The organism is Bartonella tribocorum (genome assembly GCF_002777915.1).
Lineage (GTDB): Bacteria > Pseudomonadota > Alphaproteobacteria > Rhizobiales > Rhizobiaceae > Bartonella > Bartonella tribocorum_A.
The window spans coordinates 40996-58385 of the sequence record NZ_NJGE01000004.1; the positions used below are offsets into that span (position 1 = coordinate 40996).

Here is a 17390-nt window from a genome sequence, read left to right on the forward strand (position 1 = left end):
AAGATTGACTATTTTTTTACCTCAGACTTATAGAAAGTCTTTTTCAAAGCTTCAGCCTTCTTTGTAAGTGCTCTACTTCATACTCTTTTATAAACTAAATTGAAAAAAATAAGAAACCTTTCTTAAAATTTTCAGACAAAACCTTGCTTTTAAAATCATGAATTTGGCAGAAAAGATATTTTATCTTAACGCATAGATAAATAAAGGATACTTTATTATAGTCGAAAAATCCTAATCAGACCCTGTATGCAAACAGCCTAGATTCTTGCTGAACGGGTTTGCCTTTATTCCCCGCTCATGTGATTTACTTAACCAAAGGTTTTATAGACCAAATCTTATTCTTGATCCACAACCATATTCTAAAAACACTTAAATAAGAGAGATCTCTATAGCTTAATATAACCACACGTCAAATGAGAAAATTTACGAAATATGCGATATAATAGAGCAATCCAAAATCCACATGTTACTATAATTCCATGAAATTTGTAACGTGTAATCGCCATTATACAGTGTACTCTTTCACCGAAATCTCCCTGCTCCTATCTTTTCTGAAAAGTATCACCAATAACCCAATGCATAATCATAATACCCTTCGCGAACAAATAACCTCCCCCCTGTTTTAAAGTGATAAAAAATAGTTCCTTTCCTCAATTCCCGAACATACACCCTTTGATATTGTTTTCTTACTTTTTAAAAACTCATTGGACCTCGTCTAAATAAGTTTGGCCGTTTTTTCTTTCCTGGTCCTTTTTTAGGCTTTTTACCAGAATATGATACAGGTACTAACTTATCTGCTGTTATGCATTGGCTGTTATTTGTGCAAGAAAGTTCCATTTGAACAACTTCAGAGAAGATCTTGCTCAACTGTTTCCCAGAAAAAAAATCTCTAGGAGGAACAACAGCAGATATGCCCTCTATGAACTTTTGAGAAGATAAAAAGCTCGCACCCTGCGCTAAAGAAATTGAAGAAAAAGTAGCAAAAGCTGTAATAAAATATTTTATGTTCATAAATTTAACCTCGTGTAATATCCATAATGGATTTTACCTAGTGTCTTCATGGCAAATTTCCAGAAAAAATAGCATATCTATAGATAAAAAGTGAAAATCCTCAAAAAACAAAGTTTTGGAGCATTTTAATTTTAAAATAAATGCACATTACCCTACTCTACCAACATAGAAATCATTTGTTTGGCAATGAATAAAAGCACGAAGTATCGTCTGAGACAATAAACGACACAAGTGTCATATCAACATATTAATTTAATTTATAATTTTCCCCCTATTTAATAAAACCCGTCAGCATCATAAGATCATTTCATTTCAAACTTATTCATGATGCATGAAGAAAAATTATTTGCTTACATGTCATAAATGAAGTTGATATATGGATAAAACTCTGGAAAAAAGGCGTTTTTTCTTATGAAGCCATTTAAATAAAAAAATATTAGAACATTTTGACTTGGTAAAAAGCATACTCCTGCGATTTTTTTTTAGATCACTTTCTAGATGTCATTCTTTGTATTGTTCCGTGTAATCATGGTTTATAGATTAATTCCACAACATTTTGATTTATAATGATATATATATCGTTATTCATAGTAAATTAGAACCGCGGATACCATACATCTCCCTCATGTTGGATCAACCAAAACCATTTGTTTGCACATTAAAAGTGGGGAAGCTTACGTAGCGTGAAACTGTACAATAAAAATTGCCTCTTATAAACCGTTTCAAGCACCAAGGGCTGTCACAAAATTGCCTGTTGATAAAGTATGTGATAGCGGCTTGTTAACTCCATAAGCGTAAAGAGATGGTGGTGATCAATAGATTTTATAGCCTCTTGGAAGCTTTATCATTATACAGTTCATGAGCACCACCGTAAAATGGGCTCGAGAACCTTAAGAAAGTTTTCTTTAAAAAGCATATGCATGAGCAACCCAAATATATTCCGTTTAGGGTGTTTTATTTTGCATGAGGGACGTGACTCCGATAAAGAATATGAAAAAAATGAGAAAATGCGTAATTTGCATTACTTAACAGATATTACTTTAGATCCTTTTGAAAGGCGTAAAGTAGAATTAATAAGGGTAAGGATGGAAATTGTTTTTCACATTGATGCCTTCATTATTCTTCCCAAATTAGACCGTATACCAGTTTCAGAGATTTAAGCCTCCCCTCTCTATCGTATGTTTCTAGGCTCTCTTCAAAATTTCTCTTTGTTTTTAAATAAAGGCTGTTACAAACATAACAAAGAATATGAATTCGTAAATGAACTTTTATTGTCTAAACTTCAAATCAAACAGCACTTATATTGTAATCATTATCTGAATAATATGAGAGAATAGAGGACAAAATGCCAACACTATCAACATTTTGTCCTCTTACACTAATAATTTACGCTATTAAAAGCCAATTTTTAAAGTTAGCTATGCGCAAAAATATCAACTTCCCCCCACCCTAAAAGGTCAAGCCTAGCTCTCATAGGCAAAAATTGAAAACATGCCTTGGCGACACTTTCTCGCTCTTCGCGTCTTAAACGTTCTTCAAATATAACCTTTAAACGATGCAAATATAACACATCCGACGCAGCATATTCAATTTGTGCCTGCGATAACGTTTCTGCCGCCCAATCCGAAGATTGTTGCTGTTTAGAGATATTAACATTCAGCAATTCATTACAAATTTCCTTCAAACCATGACGATCCGTATAGGTACGTGTAAGCTTTGAAGCGATCTTTGTACAAAAAACAGCCTCTGGCATAACATTAAATGTATGCGCTAAAATAGCAAGATCAAAACGCCCAAAATGAAATATTTTGGTTACTGCGTTATCTTTAAGAAGCTTAACCAAATTAGGGGCATTCTTTTGTCCTTTAGCAATCTGTATAATATCAGCAGTCCCATCTCCAGAAGAAATCTGAACAACACATAAACGATCACGATGTGGTTGTAATCCTAAAGTCTCAGTATCAATCGCAATGGCATCAGTCTTATAATTATCTAAGTTTGGCAAATCACCTTGATGAACGCGAATCTCAGCCATTCACCCTCCTATTTGCTAAAGCAGTAAGAATACGCGCCCAAGACCGCTGCCCCTTATGAAACGATTTTAGATTATATTTTTCATTAGGTGAATGAATACGATCATCAGCCAACCCAAAACCAACCAAAAGAGTTTCCATACCAAGAATTGACTTAAAATCTGCTACAATTGGAATCGAGCCCCCCATGGCTGTTAATACAGCAGGAACTTCCCACTCTTGTGATAGAGCATCCTTCGCCGCCTTAGTAAAAGATGAATCATCAGAAAGCTGAAGTGCCGGAGAAGAACCATGATTCTTAAATTCAACCGTACAATCAGCAGGAATTGAGCTACGTACATAATCACGCAATGCTTGGCGTATCTTCTCTGGATCTTGCTTATGGACTAGGCGACATGATACTTTTGCACTCGCTTGAGACGCAATAACCGTTTTCATCCCTTCCCCTTCATAGCCACCACTAATACCATTAATTTCCATGGTAGGACGTGCCCACACAAGCTCTAAAATGCTCCGCCCTTTTTCACCAGATGGAACGGAAAGACCTATAGGACCAAGAAAACTTTCAGCAGTACAATTAAGCGCATTCCATGATTGTAAAATATGTGGAGGAGTTTCTTCTACGCCATCATAAAAACCAGGAAGTGTTACCTTATTATTTTCATCGTGAAGCCCTGCCAAAACTTTAGCTAAAATACGAATTGGATTAGCTGCTGCTCCCCCAAAATAACCAGAATGCAAATCACGATTTGCTGCTGTGATAAAAATCTCTTCCGCCATAATTCCCCGAAGAGAAAGAGCAATAGATGGTGTATTCGCGTCCCACATCGACGTATCACAAACCAATGCGTAATCAGCCTTAAGTTCATCTTTATTGGCTTTTAAAAAAGGAATAAGAGAAGGAGAAGCACTTTCTTCCTCACCTTCACATAAAATAGTCACTTTAACAGGAAGCTGTCCTGTTTCTTTCTTATATGCACGACATGCTTCAATAAAAGTCATGAGCTGACCTTTGTCATCTGAAGCTCCACGAGCACAAATAACTTTCTCTCCATTTCTCTCTTTTAAAGAAGGTGTAAATGGATCATCCTCCCATAAACTCAACGGATCAACAGGTTGAACATCATAATGCCCATAAAACAACACGTGCAAACAATCATCTGAAGGACCTGGATGATGCCCAACAACCATTGGATGACCCGGTGTATCACGGCGTGAAGCCTCAAAACCAATGCTTTTTAAATCCTCTACTAACCAATCAGCTGCGCTACGACATGCATCCTTATAAGCTGGGTCTGTAGAAATCGATTGAAAACGTAAAAGAGAAAAAAGGCGTTCAAGGCTCTTTTCTATATTTCCATCAAGATGTGTTAGTACTTTATTCAGCATAAAAAAAACCCTCTCAAGCCTCATTATTGTAAAAATCTGACTTTAAGCTTCTTGTAGAATTTTGCAAGACATCTTATTCATTTTTGACACTGAGAACAGTAAAAACTTGAACGTCCAGCCTGCACAATACGTACAATAGGCGTCCTGCATTCCAAACATTCCTTGCCTTCTCGTCCATAAACTGAAAAAGCATGCTGAAAATAACCAAGTGAACCATCTATCTGCATATAATCACGTAAAGAAGAGCCACCTGCTAAAATAGCGTCAGAAATTACAGTGCGTATATTCTGTGCTAAAGAATCTGCAAGTTCACGTGCATAGACCGTTTTTGATGCCAATGTAAATGCACCACGCTGTGGAGATAAGCGACTCTGCCAAAGCGCCTCACAAACATAAATATTTCCAAGCCCCGCAACAACAGATTGATCAAGTAAAACACCCTTGAGAGACATTTTTTTATTAACAAAAGCCTTTTGTAAATAACGACCAGAAAACGCATGACTCATAGGTTCAAGCCCTAGCTTATTTAAAAGCGGATGTTTATCAAGCTTGTTCGTCTCAACTAAAAGCATAAACCCAAAGCGACGCACATCATTATAAATAAGATGATAAACTTCACCATTTCTGGTCTGAATATCCATGACGAAATGATCATGCTTAACCAATTTACTGGTCGTTGAAAAAGCTTTTCTTAAAAGACCATTCTCTATACGCCATGAACCAGACATTCCTAAATGGCTTAAAATCGTTTCATCCTGAGAAAGATGAAATAATAAATATTTCGCACGCCGACCAAGTTCTAGAATTTTTCTGCCAATAAGCCGTTCAGAAAAAGCCTCAGGAAAAGGAAAACGCAAATCTCTACGATTAAGTTTGACAGAGATTATCTTTGCATCAGTGACAACAGACTCAAGTCCACGACGAACCGTCTCTACTTCAGGAAGCTCAGGCATCACTCTTCTTTAATAATTATGCACTTTCCAGTCATATTACTCATAAATTGATCTCTTCTCCACCCTTAAAGAATAAAAATTTCTACCCCCATCTGGTCTGTAAACAATCGCAATTCTTGTAAAATGGACTTCTCTTGACTTCATACGCATGTGAGTTACTTAAAAAAGGCTCTATGATCAAGCCCTATCTTTGAATATTTATTCACGTACTCTAGAAACACTTTCCCTGTCAAGAAGACTTGATCTCCCTCCAATGACACCTTTTACGGCATAATGGGATTAAGCCCATTCGCCCTTACGAAATACAGGAACTCTTACACCTGCCTGCGTAAGACCATCTATGTCAATTTCACCAGAGCCAATCATCCAATCAATATGAATAACACTTTTATTACCACCCCGTGCTGCAATCTCTTCTGATGTTAATGATGCTCCATTTAAAAAGCATTTGGAATAACACTGCCCTAAAGCAATGTGACAGGCTGCATTTTCATCAAATAGGGTATTATAAAAAAGAAGGTCACTCTTAGAAATTGGTGAAGAATGAGGCACAAGGGCAACTTCGCCCAACCGACTTGCACCCTCATCACTTTGCAAAACTTGCTGTAAAACTGCCTCACCTGTTGATGCACGGGCCTCAACAATACGCCCCGCTTCAAAACGTACTTCAATATTATCAATCAGTGTTCCTTGATAGGAAAGGGGTTTTGTTGAGCGAACAAAACCTTCAACTTTATGAGCATGAGGGGTCGTGAAAACTTCTTCTGTCGGAATATTAGGATTGCAAACAACACCATTTTGAGCAACGGATGCACCACCATGCCATTCATGATCATCTGCCAAACCAACTGTTAAATCAGTCCCTGGTCCTGTGAAGTGCAAAGCAGAAAAACGCTGCTCATTAAGCCAAGATGACCGTTTCTTCAAATTTGCATTGTGGACAGTCCACGCCTGCACAGGATCTTCTCCTGTAACGCGTGAAGCAGAAAAAATTGCATCAGCTAATTTTTTAATCGCCTCATTAAGCGGTAAAGAAGGAAACATCACCTCAGCCCACCCTGCTGTTGGATAAGCAACAATTGACCAATTCATAGCAAAGTTCGATATTTGCTTGAGTGCCGGCTGATAAGCCATTGAAGTGGCTTTATTTAAACGTGAAACCTTATCAAAATCCTGATTGGAAAGGAGCAAAGGATTATCCCCAACAATCGCTAAACGTGCAGCCCCATTTTCAAAAGCCTTCGCCATTCCCTCATAGAGCCAAGAAGGGGCACAATCAAAACTAGCCGTATGAGCATTTTCAAAACGTGTAAGCGATAACATATCATCACTAAAAATGGGTGTAATGACACCAGCACCAACCTTATAAGCATGATAGGCAATACGCCGAACAAAAGGGAGGGCTGAAACTGGAGCAGTTAAAATAAGATTCTGCCCCTCTTGTAAATTTAACCCCACTTTTACCGTAACTTCTGCAAGACGATTAAGCATTTCAGGCGAAATTACCTCATGAATATCAAAGTACATTACCCATACCCTTCTTTAAATAAAATGTGTTCCCGCCGCCATATTTTAAATTGTTTTTCCAGATCCTTTTCATTTACTGTCTCTACGTCTATTTAGGCGTATCACTCTTACTAAAAAGTTCACTTAATTCACAAACGGCAATGGGTCGCATCTCCCTTCTTTGGTCGTGCAAAAACTTACCAGTTTCTGTGTCGTTTTTCTAACATTGCAACAATTGCATTTAACTGATCTGATGAAGGCAACGCCATAATTGTTTTATTTTCCTCTTTCCTAGCAAGATGTTGAGGCGCATAAGTTGGAATGGGAACCTTATCAAGCTGTACCACAGCAAAAGACGTAGGTTGTACTGTCTTGGACTGTGCTATTTCTGTTGAAGGAGATGCTCTTTTCTCTGCTTTTACACCCTGACTTTCTAAGCCTTCATCGATAAAGCTTGGCGCATAACCAGAACGTTCTTGAGCAAAGGCATAAGCAACATCATAAGGGCGATCATTCGTGGGAACTTGAAGTGATCCATCAGGGGCTCGCTTTTCATAAAAAGCATTGCCCCCTGCAACATGAACATAGTGCATATTTTTGTAAGGAAAGGATAAACCAGCGGTATGAAAAAACTTAGCGTGTTTAACTTTCTTGTCTCGTTCACCCCGTAAAACAGCATCAGCAGCCTCTCTTACACGAGCAACAGATGCTTTCTCCGTCATAGGACGCGTTAAAACACCAGGAGCAAATTGTTTATATTGACCAACAACACCACAAATCGTCCTAGGATAGGCCGTTGAATTAACACGATTCATAACAACCGTCCCAACGGCAATCATTCCTTCACGACTTGAACGATTTGATTCAAAATACATCGCACGCATAAGGCATTGGCGCTCTGTCAATGGATACGTAACTGTTTTTGTATTCTTATTATTTACTTTTCCAGCCTCTAAATGATTTGCAGCACACCCCACAACAACCAACGGCGCTACACAACAGGTAACAAAAATATTCCAACGATTTTTTTTCATCTTAGGCAATACATTCCTATAATCTCTGAGCTATTCAAATTTTGAAATGAGCTTTAAATGTATCTCTCAATAAAGTATACAGCTAATTGTTATCACTCAGTAAAATTTTAATACAAATGGTAATCAAAAACTATCTATGCAAAATAAAAAATAAAAAACTCTTAATTTATAGATCAATATTATCGCTCCTCATGGCACAATATAGTCCTATAACAATACACACGCTGCAATCGCAATAAAATAATACAGATCCCCCTTTAATATAAATATTAACTTAATGTAAATCTTAACAAAATGTCAGAAAGAAAATTCCCCTCCAGCTACAGTACAGGCGATGGTATCATCTAATATACAAATATGTCAAATCAAGAGTTAACCATCTGCCATGTTTAGCCTGAAAAAATTCTTTGTTACTTCTTTGTGCTTTTTCATAATATAGTTATTATTTATATTCTTTTTATGTTCTTTCTACAGCTCTATATTGTAAGAAAATGCTCAATGTATCTACAAGCTTATTGTAGAGATTTAAGAAAAATTTAATCTATTTTCTTCTCACCTACGCCAACCTTATACGTAAGGTCATCGCGAGGACGATCAGAAGACATATGATAACCTGTTATGATATAATGCAGCATTTCAGCAATATTGGTAACATGATCACCTATACGTTCTATATTCTTTAAACAAAACAGTAAGTGCGTACAAACCGTAATATTGCGCATATCTTCCATCATATATGTCAAAAGTTCACGAAAAAGAGAAGTATACAAAGCATCAATCTTCTCATCACGCTCACGCACAGCATCAACACGCTCTAATCGGCGACTTTTATAAGCATCTAAAACTTCTTTTAATTGATTGAGAGCTAAGGCTGTAATTGTTTCAAGACCATGATAAAAGGACGCGGATTGACGTATTTCTGAAAGAGCAACAGTCCTCTTCGCAATGTTTTTAGCCATATCCCCAATCCGCTCAAGATCAGAAGAAATACGAATGGCGCCAATAATTTCACGCAAGTCTACAGCCATCGGTTGACGCTTGCAAATAATAGCAACCGCTTTTTCATCAATATCACGTTCTGCTTCATCTAAAAATACATCATCGGTAATCACTGCCGTTGCAAGTTGAAGATCACTACATACAACCGATGCAACAGAACGTTCAATCATTCTTTCCGCATGGCGCCCCATTTCTGTAATCCTTGCTTTTAGATATTTTAGTTCTGCATCATAAGAACGAACAGTATGGTTCATAGACATATCTTACACTCCTCAATTCACCTATCCAAAACGCCCCGTGATATAATCTTGCGTTCGTTGTTCTTTTGGTGAAGTGAAGATCATTTCAGTTGCACCAACTTCGACCAAATGCCCTAAATGAAACATGGCCGTATATTGAGAAACACGTGCCGCCTGTTGCATGGAATGTGTTACAATAACAATTGTATAATTTTGTCGTAACGCATCAATAAGCTCTTCAATCCGAGCCGTCGCAATAGGGTCAAGAGCTGAACAAGGCTCATCCATCAAAATAACTTCGGGACTAACCGCAATGGCACGCGCAATACACAAACGCTGTTGTTGTCCTCCTGATAAACTTGTCCCAAGATCATGAAGACGATCTTTTACTTCTTCAAATAAACCGGCCTGCCTCAAACTCTTTTCAACCACATCATGCAATTCGGCGCGCGTCTTAACTAAACCGTGAATTCGCGGCCCATAGGCAACATTCTCGAATATAGATTTTGGAAAAGGACTGGGCTTTTGAAAAACCATTCCAACACGAGCGCGCAATTCGACAACATCAATCCTCTGGTCATAAATATTTTCCCCATCTAAGGTAATAAGACCTGTTATTTTAGCCCCTTCAATCGTATCATTCATACGGTTAAAACAACGCAAAAAAGTCGACTTTCCGCATCCTGATGGACCAATCAAAGCAGTAACTTGATGTTCAGGAATATCAAGAGTAATACCATGGAGTGCTTCTTTATCTCCATAAGAAACCTTTACATCCTGACCACGCATTTTAATCTTCATGACAAAAACTCACCTTACAAAAATCTTACCGAAGTTGTTATTTTATTAAAATCACTGGCGACGTTCGAATCGTCGACGTAAAAAAACCGCAGAAATATTCATGATCGCAAGAAAAATCATTAATACAATAATAGCCCCCGATGTCTTTTCAACAAAAGCGCGCTCTGCTTCACCCGCCCACATAAAAATTTGAACAGGCAAAGCTGTTGCTGGATCCATGGGAGTCATAGGAATATTAACAACAAAAGCAACCATTCCAATCAAAAGCAAAGGCGCAGTTTCACCCAAAGCTTGGGCTACTCCGATAATTGTACCTGTTAAAATACCAGGTGCTGCTAAAGGAACAATGTGATGAAAAATCATTTGTGTTTTTGATGCGCCCAACCCTAAAGCAGCCGAGCGGATAGAGAGAGGAACAGCCCGCAAAGCAGAACGTGTTGCAATAATAATCGTAGGAAGAGTCATGAGCGCTAAAACAAGACCACCAACAAAAGAGGCTGAACGTGGTAATCCTAAAAAATTAACAAAAACAGAGAGTCCTAAAAGACCGAATACAATTGACGGAACCGCTGCAAGGTTATTGATATTAACTTCAATAAAATCTGTAAATTTATTTTTACGTGCATATTCTTCCAAATAAAGAGCTGTTGCTATGCCTATCGGAAGTGAAACCAATAAAACGATGCCTATCATATAAAGGGAACCAATAATCGCAACACCTAATCCCGCAATCTCAGGACGACTTGAAGCGCCAAATGTAAAAAAACCAATATTAAATGTTTTATAAAGCGTGCCATCATGCGCTAAACGCCTTATCCATTCTACCTGTCGATTAGAAACTTTGCGGTTTTTTTCTGCTACATGCAGATCAATCTGTCCCTTATAAGCAGAATCAATATCCGCAGCTGCCAAAACTTTGATTTTTTGCATTGTGCCAATCAGTTTTGGATTTTTTGTCACCATTTCACGCAGTTGCACACGAACACCATTTGAAAACATACGGTTAATGTCTCGCAAAGAGGCTCGATCATTTTGATTGACATTAAGTTTTTTTGCTAAAGCATTGCGCACAAGAAGCGGATAATTGGCTGTTATGAGGACTTGTGGTTTTATTTGACGTTCACCACTTGGATCAATGATCTTTTCATCCAAATAAATTGATAATGTCATTTCACTTTGAAAAAAAGCTGTATAGCCTTGACTAATGATAGACCATAAAAGCGCAAATAAAAAAAACAAACCAATAAAAATAGCAATCAAACCATAGGCGCGAAAACGACATTCAGCCCTATACCGACGCTTAAGGCTAATATTGCGACGAGGAAAAAAATCTTCATTCATTCATATTGTTCCCGATACCTACGCACAATATAAAGAGCTAGAATATTCATCAAGAGTGTCATCACAAAGAGTGTCATCCCCAAAGCAAAAGCCACCAGAGTTTGTGGAGAATTAAACTCAAAATCACCGGTCAATTGATTAACAATCTTAACAGTCATCGTAGTCATTGCTTCAAAAGGATTGAGTGTTAAGTTTGCTGCAACACCTGCTGCCAAAACGACAATCATTGTTTCCCCAATGGCACGCGATGCCGTCAACAAAATGGCCCCCATAATCCCTGGAAGTGCTGCTGGTATAACGACTTTTTTAATTGTTTCAGATTGCGTTGCCCCTAAACCATAAGAACCTTCACGTAAAATACGTGGAACAGCCGTAATAACATCATCAGACAAAGAAGAAACAAAAGGAATCAACATAATTCCCATCACAATACCAGCCGTTAAAACACTTTGTGCCATAATAAAACCTCCCCCATCTGAGAGAGAAGCTGAGAGATCACGTAAAAATGGTCCGACAACCTTCAAAGCAAAAAAACCATAAACAATGGTTGGGATGCCAGCCAGAACTTCCAATAATGGTTTTACGATTGCTCGTAACCGCGCAGAAGCATATTCTGCCATATAAAGAGCTGAAAATAAGCCTATAGGTACAGCAAAAAGCATGGCGACAAATGCAATATAAAGTGTACCAGCAAGGAGCGGTATTAAACCAAATTGTCCACCTTCATCGCTTAAACCACTCGCGGAAAAACGCGGATCCCAAACCGTTCCCAAAAAGAAATTTGAAAAGGATACAGACTGGAAAAAACTTATTGTCTGAAAGAACAGAGAAAGTGCAATGGCGATTGTTGTCAAAACAGCAACAATAGAAGCACAGGCCAATCCAATAATAATTAAAGTTTCAACCTTATTGCGCGCACGTTGATAAGGCGTAATTTGTATTATTCCACAGATAAAACCAAAGGAGGCAATAGCAAAAAGAAAACCATAACCAATAACTTGAAGCTTTTCAAAAGAAAATACCCATGACCGTGCTATTTTGAACACATCATCCGACACTTCATGAGGTAAAATCAATCCTTTCGCAAGTAATTGTGCCTGCACTTCCTTATAAGAAGCTGTAGAAAGATCTCCTTCAAAACGCTGAATCATTTTGGTAAGACTTCGAAGAGTCTCCCAAAGTAGATCATGATTGACAGGTTCTGTTATATGCTCACTATACGCCAAAAGCTCTCGAGAGGCATTATATTCTGAATAAATTGTACTCCCAGCATCCCACAAAATTAAAAAAATAGAAGCTGGAATAACAGTAATTAAAAATGTCCACCAGCCATAATAATACGCACGAGAATGCATTTTATGTTGTCTGTATTCAAGACTGCGTGCTCGCATATAAGAAATACAAAAACCACAAAATCCAAGAAGTAATAACAAAAAAACGATGAAGGAAACGCACATGTTATCTTTCAGTTTTTATAAAAAAATAGCACCGAAAATACCTACTCCGGCAATCCAATAAATTATTCTCAGAAAATTATTTCAACATCATTACCCTACCAGCAGAAAAATCAGAACGCTGTGCTTGGCGCTCTTTTTCAGGAGCAACAATCAAACCATATTCAGCCAAAGGCCCCTCTGGACCAATCATTTGATCAGAAAGAAAAAAATCAACATATTCTCGCAAACCTGGAACAATATCTAAATGTGCTTTCTTAATGTAGAAAAAAAGTGGACGAGAAACCGGATATTGTCCTCTCGAAATTGTCTCAACTGTTGGCGAAAAACCGTTAATATCGGCAACTTTTAGCCTATCAGCATTATTTTGATAAAAAGACAAACCAAAAATACCAACCCCTGTTTTATTCGAAGTTAAACGCGCAAATGTTTCAGAATAATCACCATCAATATCAACCGCTTTTCCATCCTTACGGACCGCAATACAAGCAGCGTGTATCTCCTTATCATTCATTCCCAAAGACTTCATCACCCCAACTGCCCCACTCTCTCTACAACCCACAGCAAGTAATTTTTCTTCAAAAACTTCACGTGTTCCGTGCTTCTCTCCAGGAATATAAGCTGCTATCATCCAATCAGGAAGAGCACTATTGATTGCACTCCATTTCAAAACATGATTGGGCTGCAACGTGCCATTTATAATAACTCGAGCTGCAAGGGCCTTATAAACATCTACCGGCTGTAACTTCCAATCAGGACCCTTAATATCTGTTGCAAAAACAATGCCATCATACCCTATGCGTATTTCCTCAATATCTTTCACACCAGCATCAAAACAAGACTGCAATTCACTCGATTTCATTGCTCGCGAAGCATTAACAATATCAACGGTCTTCTCCCCAATACCACGGCAGAACCCCTTAATACCCGCTCCTGTCCCACCCGATTCGATAACAGGAACCTTAAAATGGGGATAGATTTCTCCAAATGTCTCCGCAACAATCTTTTGATATGGTAAAACTGTAGATGAGCCAGTAACCTGGATTTGATCGCGTGCATTACCTATCCTTACGGACAGCAGTAATGCAACAACCAATCCCATTCCAATTGATAAGACTCTGCTCATCTATAAACTCCCTAAAGATTGAGGACAAAGCCTCTTAATTTATATTAATTTATATCGTACGGTCATTCTAGTTCACATTTGCAACATCACAAATATAAAAAACAACATGGATCATTTTTTTAACAAAATCATGGTTGGATTCTGTGTAAATTAATTTGAACGTTTAAACTCAACAATATCCCAAAACAGATGTGCAATATCTGTACCGCAGAAGCGTTTAATTTCACGAATTCCTGTAGGAGATGTTACATTAATTTCTGTTATATAATCTCCAATGACATCAATCCCCACAAAAAGAAGACCACGTTCCTTTAAGGCTGGACCAATGCGTTCACAAATTTCATAATCACGTTTTGTTAACTCAACACTTTCCGCACGGCCTCCAACATGCATGTTAGAACGCACATCTGTTTTTGTCGGAATGCGATTAATAGCTCCAACAGGTGTACCATCAAGCAAAATAATCCGTTTATCTCCTTTTCGTACTGCCTCTAAATAACGTTGAACAATAAAAGGTTCGCGATAAATATCTGCAAACATTTCCAACAACGACGCTAAATTGCGATCATCTTGTTTTAAATAAAAAACACCAGAGCCTCCATTCCCATAAAGTGGTTTCACAATAATATCGCCAAAGGTTTCTCTAAAAGCTGTTATTTCTTCAATATCTTTGGTAATTAACGTTTCAGGCATCAAATCAGAAAATTCCGTCACAAAAATTTTTTCTGGACTGTTTCGTACCCATGTCGGATCATTCACAACAAGTGTTTTAGGATGAATACGCTCTAATAAATGAGTCGTGGTGATATAATTGAGATCAAAAGGGGGGTCTTGGCGCAAAAGAACCACATCCATATCTCTTAATTCCGTGCGAACAGGCTTTCCTAACTGATAATGCTTTCCCTCTTCATCATGGACAGTCAAGGGTTCCAATCGTGCAATCACACAACCATCGCATAAAGATAAACGATCTGGTGTATAATGAAAGAGAGAGTGTCCACGTTCTTGCGCAGCTAAAGCGAGTGCAAATGTCGTATCTCCTTGAATCCGAATTGTTGAAATATGATCCATCTGAATGGCAATTTTCATAAATAAATTCTCCCTATCCTAAAAGCAGACTGGTCTATGCACCATAAACTTAGTAAACAATAAAAGAACGATGACAAGAGAAAAATCATGACACAAGAAACAGATACAAAATTCAATAACGAAGAAATCGAACGCTATGCACGCCACATCATTTTGCCTGAGATTGGTGGTGCGGGGCAACAAAAACTCAAAAAAGCGCGGGTTCTTGTCGTGGGTGCTGGTGGTCTTGGAGCGCCTGTCTTAACTTATTTGGCTGCCGCAGGTGTTGGAACCCTTGGAATTGTCGATAACGATACTGTTTCACTTTCCAATTTACAACGCCAAGTTATTCATAACACAAATGCAATAAACCAAAGCAAAACAGACAGTGCTGAAACCACTATAAAAGCAATAAATCCCCATGTTATGGTTGAAAAACACACCCTACGCTTAGATAAAAGTAATGTGGATAAACTGATCAATGCCTACAATATCATTGTTGATGGAAGTGATAATTTTACCACACGCTATCTTCTTGCTGATCACGCTGCCCAATGCAAAAAGCCTTTAATAAGTGGTGCTGTAGAACGTTTTAATGGCTCATTAACCGTCCTTATGCCGTATAAAGACAATAACCCTCACTATCGCGATTTATTCCCCACCCCTCCTGCTCCCGATAGTGTTCCAACATGTGCTGAAGCTGGAATCATTGGTGTTTTACCCGGTGTTATTGGAACCCTACAAGCAATGGAAGCGATTAAAATGATCACAAATATCGGAGATCCATTAGTAGGAAAGATTCTTCTCTATAATGGATTATTAGCGCAATTTAATGTTGTTATCTATAAACGATCAAATTCTAAAGAAAATACCATAGGGATTAAGAGGCCTAGAGAGTCATGATTTTATCCCTACTCATTTTAAAAACTTTCGCGATATGCGTTGAAACTGGAACACTGATGTTTTACCACAAATTATCGAAATGCTGTAAATAATGGAAACGATTAAACTCATCACAAAAATTGAAGACCTTTTGTGGAAAAACCTCCTTTATAATGGATTATCGGCATAATTTCATGTCATCTTTTATAAACGATTAAATGCTCATGCAAAAAGCGCTACCATCAGTATTCTTGTGGAAAGAATTTTCGAGGTGGATAAAAATATAAGCCACATAACTCTATTCAACCATTTTTCTTTTCACGCAAAAATGTTACGAAAGTACTTCTTTCAAACTATAACCTATCACTAAATAATCTAACCCATATTTTAGTTATCGATACTATAAAATCAATGATCTGTACCTACACCTCTAACCTCAAAAGAAAACATCTATGCCTTATAAAATGCCCTTTAGGATTATTGAACGTATAAAAACAATCAATTGTCTTTGTTCATAAGAAAAACGCATGGAGATTGATGTGTACAGAAGAATTAAGATAAACCTCATGTAGAGCTTTAATCACACAATTATTGCATTCAAAAGCAGAAAGCTGTCGCTCATGAAGTGATAATCCTTCAGTGATAATTTCACAGACAAATATATGTTATATGTGGAAAAAGTTAAGCAAACAGGTCTTGAAAACCAATCTGCAGATAAAAGCGTCAAGCATGCATTTTCTTAAAAAATAGCTCTAAAAAAGTGGGGAGATATGCAATATTTAAGTGTATTCTGTTTTACATGGGGAGGTTGCCCTTATCAAAACATTAATAAAAACTCTTTCGATAAAACCTTAAAACTAAAATCATAAACAAAATTAATCATCCTTCTTTCTAAAATGAGCCATTATGGTATAAGTTAGCTTGGCTCGTTCACTTCATCATTATCCATTGGTATGGCAACAGGATGATCGGATAAACTGCGTAAATAAAGCAAAAGATCGGCACGATCTTGGTCATTTTTGATGCCACGGAAAGACATAGTGGTCCCAGGGAATGCTTTACGTGGAGAATGCAAATAACGATCTAACGTTACAAAATCCCATTTTTGATCAGAATGTGCACGCAACGCCCGTGAATACGCAAAACCTGCTGCTGATGCCAAAGGACGATTAACAATCTCCCAAAGAACTGGACCAACGCGCCCTGCTTGATTGCGTCCAGAAGTATGGCATATGGCACATTGACGAAAAATTTTACGCCCATTTTCAAAATCGCCTTGTTGAAGGCGGCTATTTAGTGATATAGGGATATTAGATTCTTCCTGTTTTTCCTCCAATGTATCATTCTTGGTAACTGTGTGATAATATTGAACTGAAGTAGGATGATCGTAAACTATATCACTGAGCGTGGAAATTCCCACAACAATAACCAGCACACATAAACAAGCGCCAATAAAATAGATAACTTTCGAGCAATCCATAAAAACTCAAATGTTCACGGTTTCATTACCATTTGTAGTATAGGCTTTTTCTTTATAACACACAACATCATAAA

At 37.7% G+C, this 17390-nt stretch carries 15 protein-coding genes; 2 read left to right on the top strand and 13 right to left on the bottom strand.

The genetic code is table 11. The features are described 5' to 3' along the window. Positions 1–693: 693 nt before the first annotated feature. Positions 694–1011, bottom strand: a complete 318-nt coding sequence (locus CER18_RS02550; protein WP_100128534.1) for a hypothetical protein — start codon at positions 1009–1011, stop codon at positions 694–696. Between the two features lie 959 nt (positions 1012–1970). Here CER18_RS02550 and CER18_RS02555 point away from each other — a divergent pair. Continuing rightward, positions 1971–2171, top strand: coding sequence for a hypothetical protein (locus CER18_RS02555; protein WP_143242705.1), 201 nt, complete (start codon positions 1971–1973; stop codon positions 2169–2171). A gap of 254 nt (positions 2172–2425) precedes the next feature. On the opposite strand, the gene CER18_RS02560 is transcribed toward CER18_RS02555, so the two are convergent. The 11 genes from CER18_RS02560 to gshB all read right to left on the bottom strand — a co-directional run bounded on the left by CER18_RS02560 (position 2426) and on the right by gshB (position 14975). Then, complete coding sequence (locus CER18_RS02560) at positions 2426–3046, bottom strand: ribonuclease D (RefSeq protein ID WP_100128536.1); 621 nt, start codon at positions 3044–3046, stop codon at positions 2426–2428. After that, complete coding sequence (locus CER18_RS02565) at positions 3039–4433, bottom strand: M20/M25/M40 family metallo-hydrolase (protein ID WP_100128537.1); 1395 nt, start codon at positions 4431–4433, stop codon at positions 3039–3041. The genes CER18_RS02560 and CER18_RS02565 overlap by 8 nt, the downstream gene beginning before the upstream one ends. 77 nt (positions 4434–4510) lie before the next feature. Then, complete coding sequence (gene mutM / locus CER18_RS02570; protein ID WP_100128538.1) at positions 4511–5386, bottom strand: bifunctional DNA-formamidopyrimidine glycosylase/DNA-(apurinic or apyrimidinic site) lyase; 876 nt, start codon at positions 5384–5386, stop codon at positions 4511–4513. Positions 5387–5665: 279 nt separating this feature from the next. Beyond that, positions 5666–6913 carry an aminopeptidase gene (locus tag CER18_RS02575; RefSeq protein ID WP_100128539.1) on the bottom strand — a complete coding sequence of 416 codons (1248 nt, stop codon included), beginning with the start codon at positions 6911–6913 and terminating at the stop codon, positions 5666–5668. 176 nt (positions 6914–7089) lie between these two features. Beyond that, positions 7090–7926, bottom strand: a complete 837-nt coding sequence (locus CER18_RS02580) for a cell wall hydrolase (RefSeq protein WP_100128540.1) — start codon at positions 7924–7926, stop codon at positions 7090–7092. A 536-nt stretch (positions 7927–8462) separates the two neighbouring features. Further along, positions 8463–9185 (bottom strand): phosphate signaling complex protein PhoU, encoded by a 723-nt coding sequence (phoU, locus tag CER18_RS02585; RefSeq protein WP_100128541.1) that lies wholly within the window; start codon positions 9183–9185, stop codon positions 8463–8465. A gap of 21 nt (positions 9186–9206) precedes the next feature. Further along, positions 9207–9965 (bottom strand): phosphate ABC transporter ATP-binding protein PstB, encoded by a 759-nt coding sequence (pstB, locus tag CER18_RS02590; RefSeq protein ID WP_100128542.1) that lies wholly within the window; start codon positions 9963–9965, stop codon positions 9207–9209. Between the two features lie 51 nt (positions 9966–10016). After that, the gene (gene pstA / locus CER18_RS02595) at positions 10017–11306 is read right to left on the bottom strand and encodes a phosphate ABC transporter permease PstA (RefSeq protein WP_100128543.1); all 1290 of its coding nucleotides are present in this window, start codon (positions 11304–11306) and stop codon (positions 10017–10019) included. Beyond that, on the bottom strand, positions 11303–12763 hold the full coding sequence (gene pstC, locus CER18_RS02600) for a phosphate ABC transporter permease subunit PstC (protein WP_100128544.1): 1461 nt from the start codon (positions 12761–12763) through the stop codon (positions 11303–11305). The genes pstA and pstC overlap by 4 nt, the downstream gene beginning before the upstream one ends. A 76-nt stretch (positions 12764–12839) precedes the next feature. After that, a complete protein-coding gene (locus CER18_RS02605) occupies positions 12840–13886 on the bottom strand; it encodes a substrate-binding domain-containing protein (protein WP_100128545.1) in 1047 nt (348 codons plus the stop codon). 150 nt (positions 13887–14036) lie between these two features. Then, the gene (gene gshB, locus CER18_RS02610; RefSeq protein WP_100128546.1) at positions 14037–14975 is read right to left on the bottom strand and encodes a glutathione synthase; all 939 of its coding nucleotides are present in this window, start codon (positions 14973–14975) and stop codon (positions 14037–14039) included. Between the two features lie 87 nt (positions 14976–15062). Between gshB and CER18_RS02615 the strand changes: the two genes are divergently transcribed. Further along, positions 15063–15857: a molybdopterin-synthase adenylyltransferase MoeB gene (locus CER18_RS02615; protein ID WP_100128547.1), complete on the top strand. Its 795-nt coding sequence runs from the start codon at positions 15063–15065 to the stop codon at positions 15855–15857. 895 nt (positions 15858–16752) lie between these two features. Here CER18_RS02615 and CER18_RS02620 read toward each other — a convergent pair. Continuing rightward, positions 16753–17316, bottom strand: a complete 564-nt coding sequence (locus tag CER18_RS02620; RefSeq protein WP_100128548.1) for a c-type cytochrome — start codon at positions 17314–17316, stop codon at positions 16753–16755. Positions 17317–17390: the final 74 nt, after the last annotated feature.

Bases quoted from the DNA above. Each gene is read 5' to 3' on its own strand.
- CER18_RS02620 (WP_100128548.1), bottom strand. From the start codon at position 17,316: ATGGATTGCTCGAAAGTTATCTATTTTATTGGCGCTTGTTTATGTGTG.
- CER18_RS02615 (WP_100128547.1), top strand. From the start codon at position 15,063: ATGACACAAGAAACAGATACAAAATTCAATAACGAAGAAATCGAACGC.
- mutM (WP_100128538.1), bottom strand. From the start codon at position 5,386: ATGCCTGAGCTTCCTGAAGTAGAGACGGTTCGTCGTGGACTTGAGTCT.
- pstB (WP_100128542.1), bottom strand. From the start codon at position 9,965: ATGAAGATTAAAATGCGTGGTCAGGATGTAAAGGTTTCTTATGGAGAT.
- CER18_RS02605 (WP_100128545.1), bottom strand. From the start codon at position 13,886: ATGAGCAGAGTCTTATCAATTGGAATGGGATTGGTTGTTGCATTACTG.
- phoU (WP_100128541.1), bottom strand. From the start codon at position 9,185: ATGTCTATGAACCATACTGTTCGTTCTTATGATGCAGAACTAAAATAT.
- gshB (WP_100128546.1), bottom strand. From the start codon at position 14,975: ATGAAAATTGCCATTCAGATGGATCATATTTCAACAATTCGGATTCAA.
- pstA (WP_100128543.1), bottom strand. From the start codon at position 11,306: ATGAATGAAGATTTTTTTCCTCGTCGCAATATTAGCCTTAAGCGTCGG.
- CER18_RS02580 (WP_100128540.1), bottom strand. From the start codon at position 7,926: ATGAAAAAAAATCGTTGGAATATTTTTGTTACCTGTTGTGTAGCGCCG.
- CER18_RS02560 (WP_100128536.1), bottom strand. From the start codon at position 3,046: ATGGCTGAGATTCGCGTTCATCAAGGTGATTTGCCAAACTTAGATAAT.
- CER18_RS02565 (WP_100128537.1), bottom strand. From the start codon at position 4,433: ATGCTGAATAAAGTACTAACACATCTTGATGGAAATATAGAAAAGAGC.
- pstC (WP_100128544.1), bottom strand. From the start codon at position 12,763: ATGTGCGTTTCCTTCATCGTTTTTTTGTTATTACTTCTTGGATTTTGT.
- CER18_RS02550 (WP_100128534.1), bottom strand. From the start codon at position 1,011: ATGAACATAAAATATTTTATTACAGCTTTTGCTACTTTTTCTTCAATT.
- CER18_RS02575 (WP_100128539.1), bottom strand. From the start codon at position 6,913: ATGTACTTTGATATTCATGAGGTAATTTCGCCTGAAATGCTTAATCGT.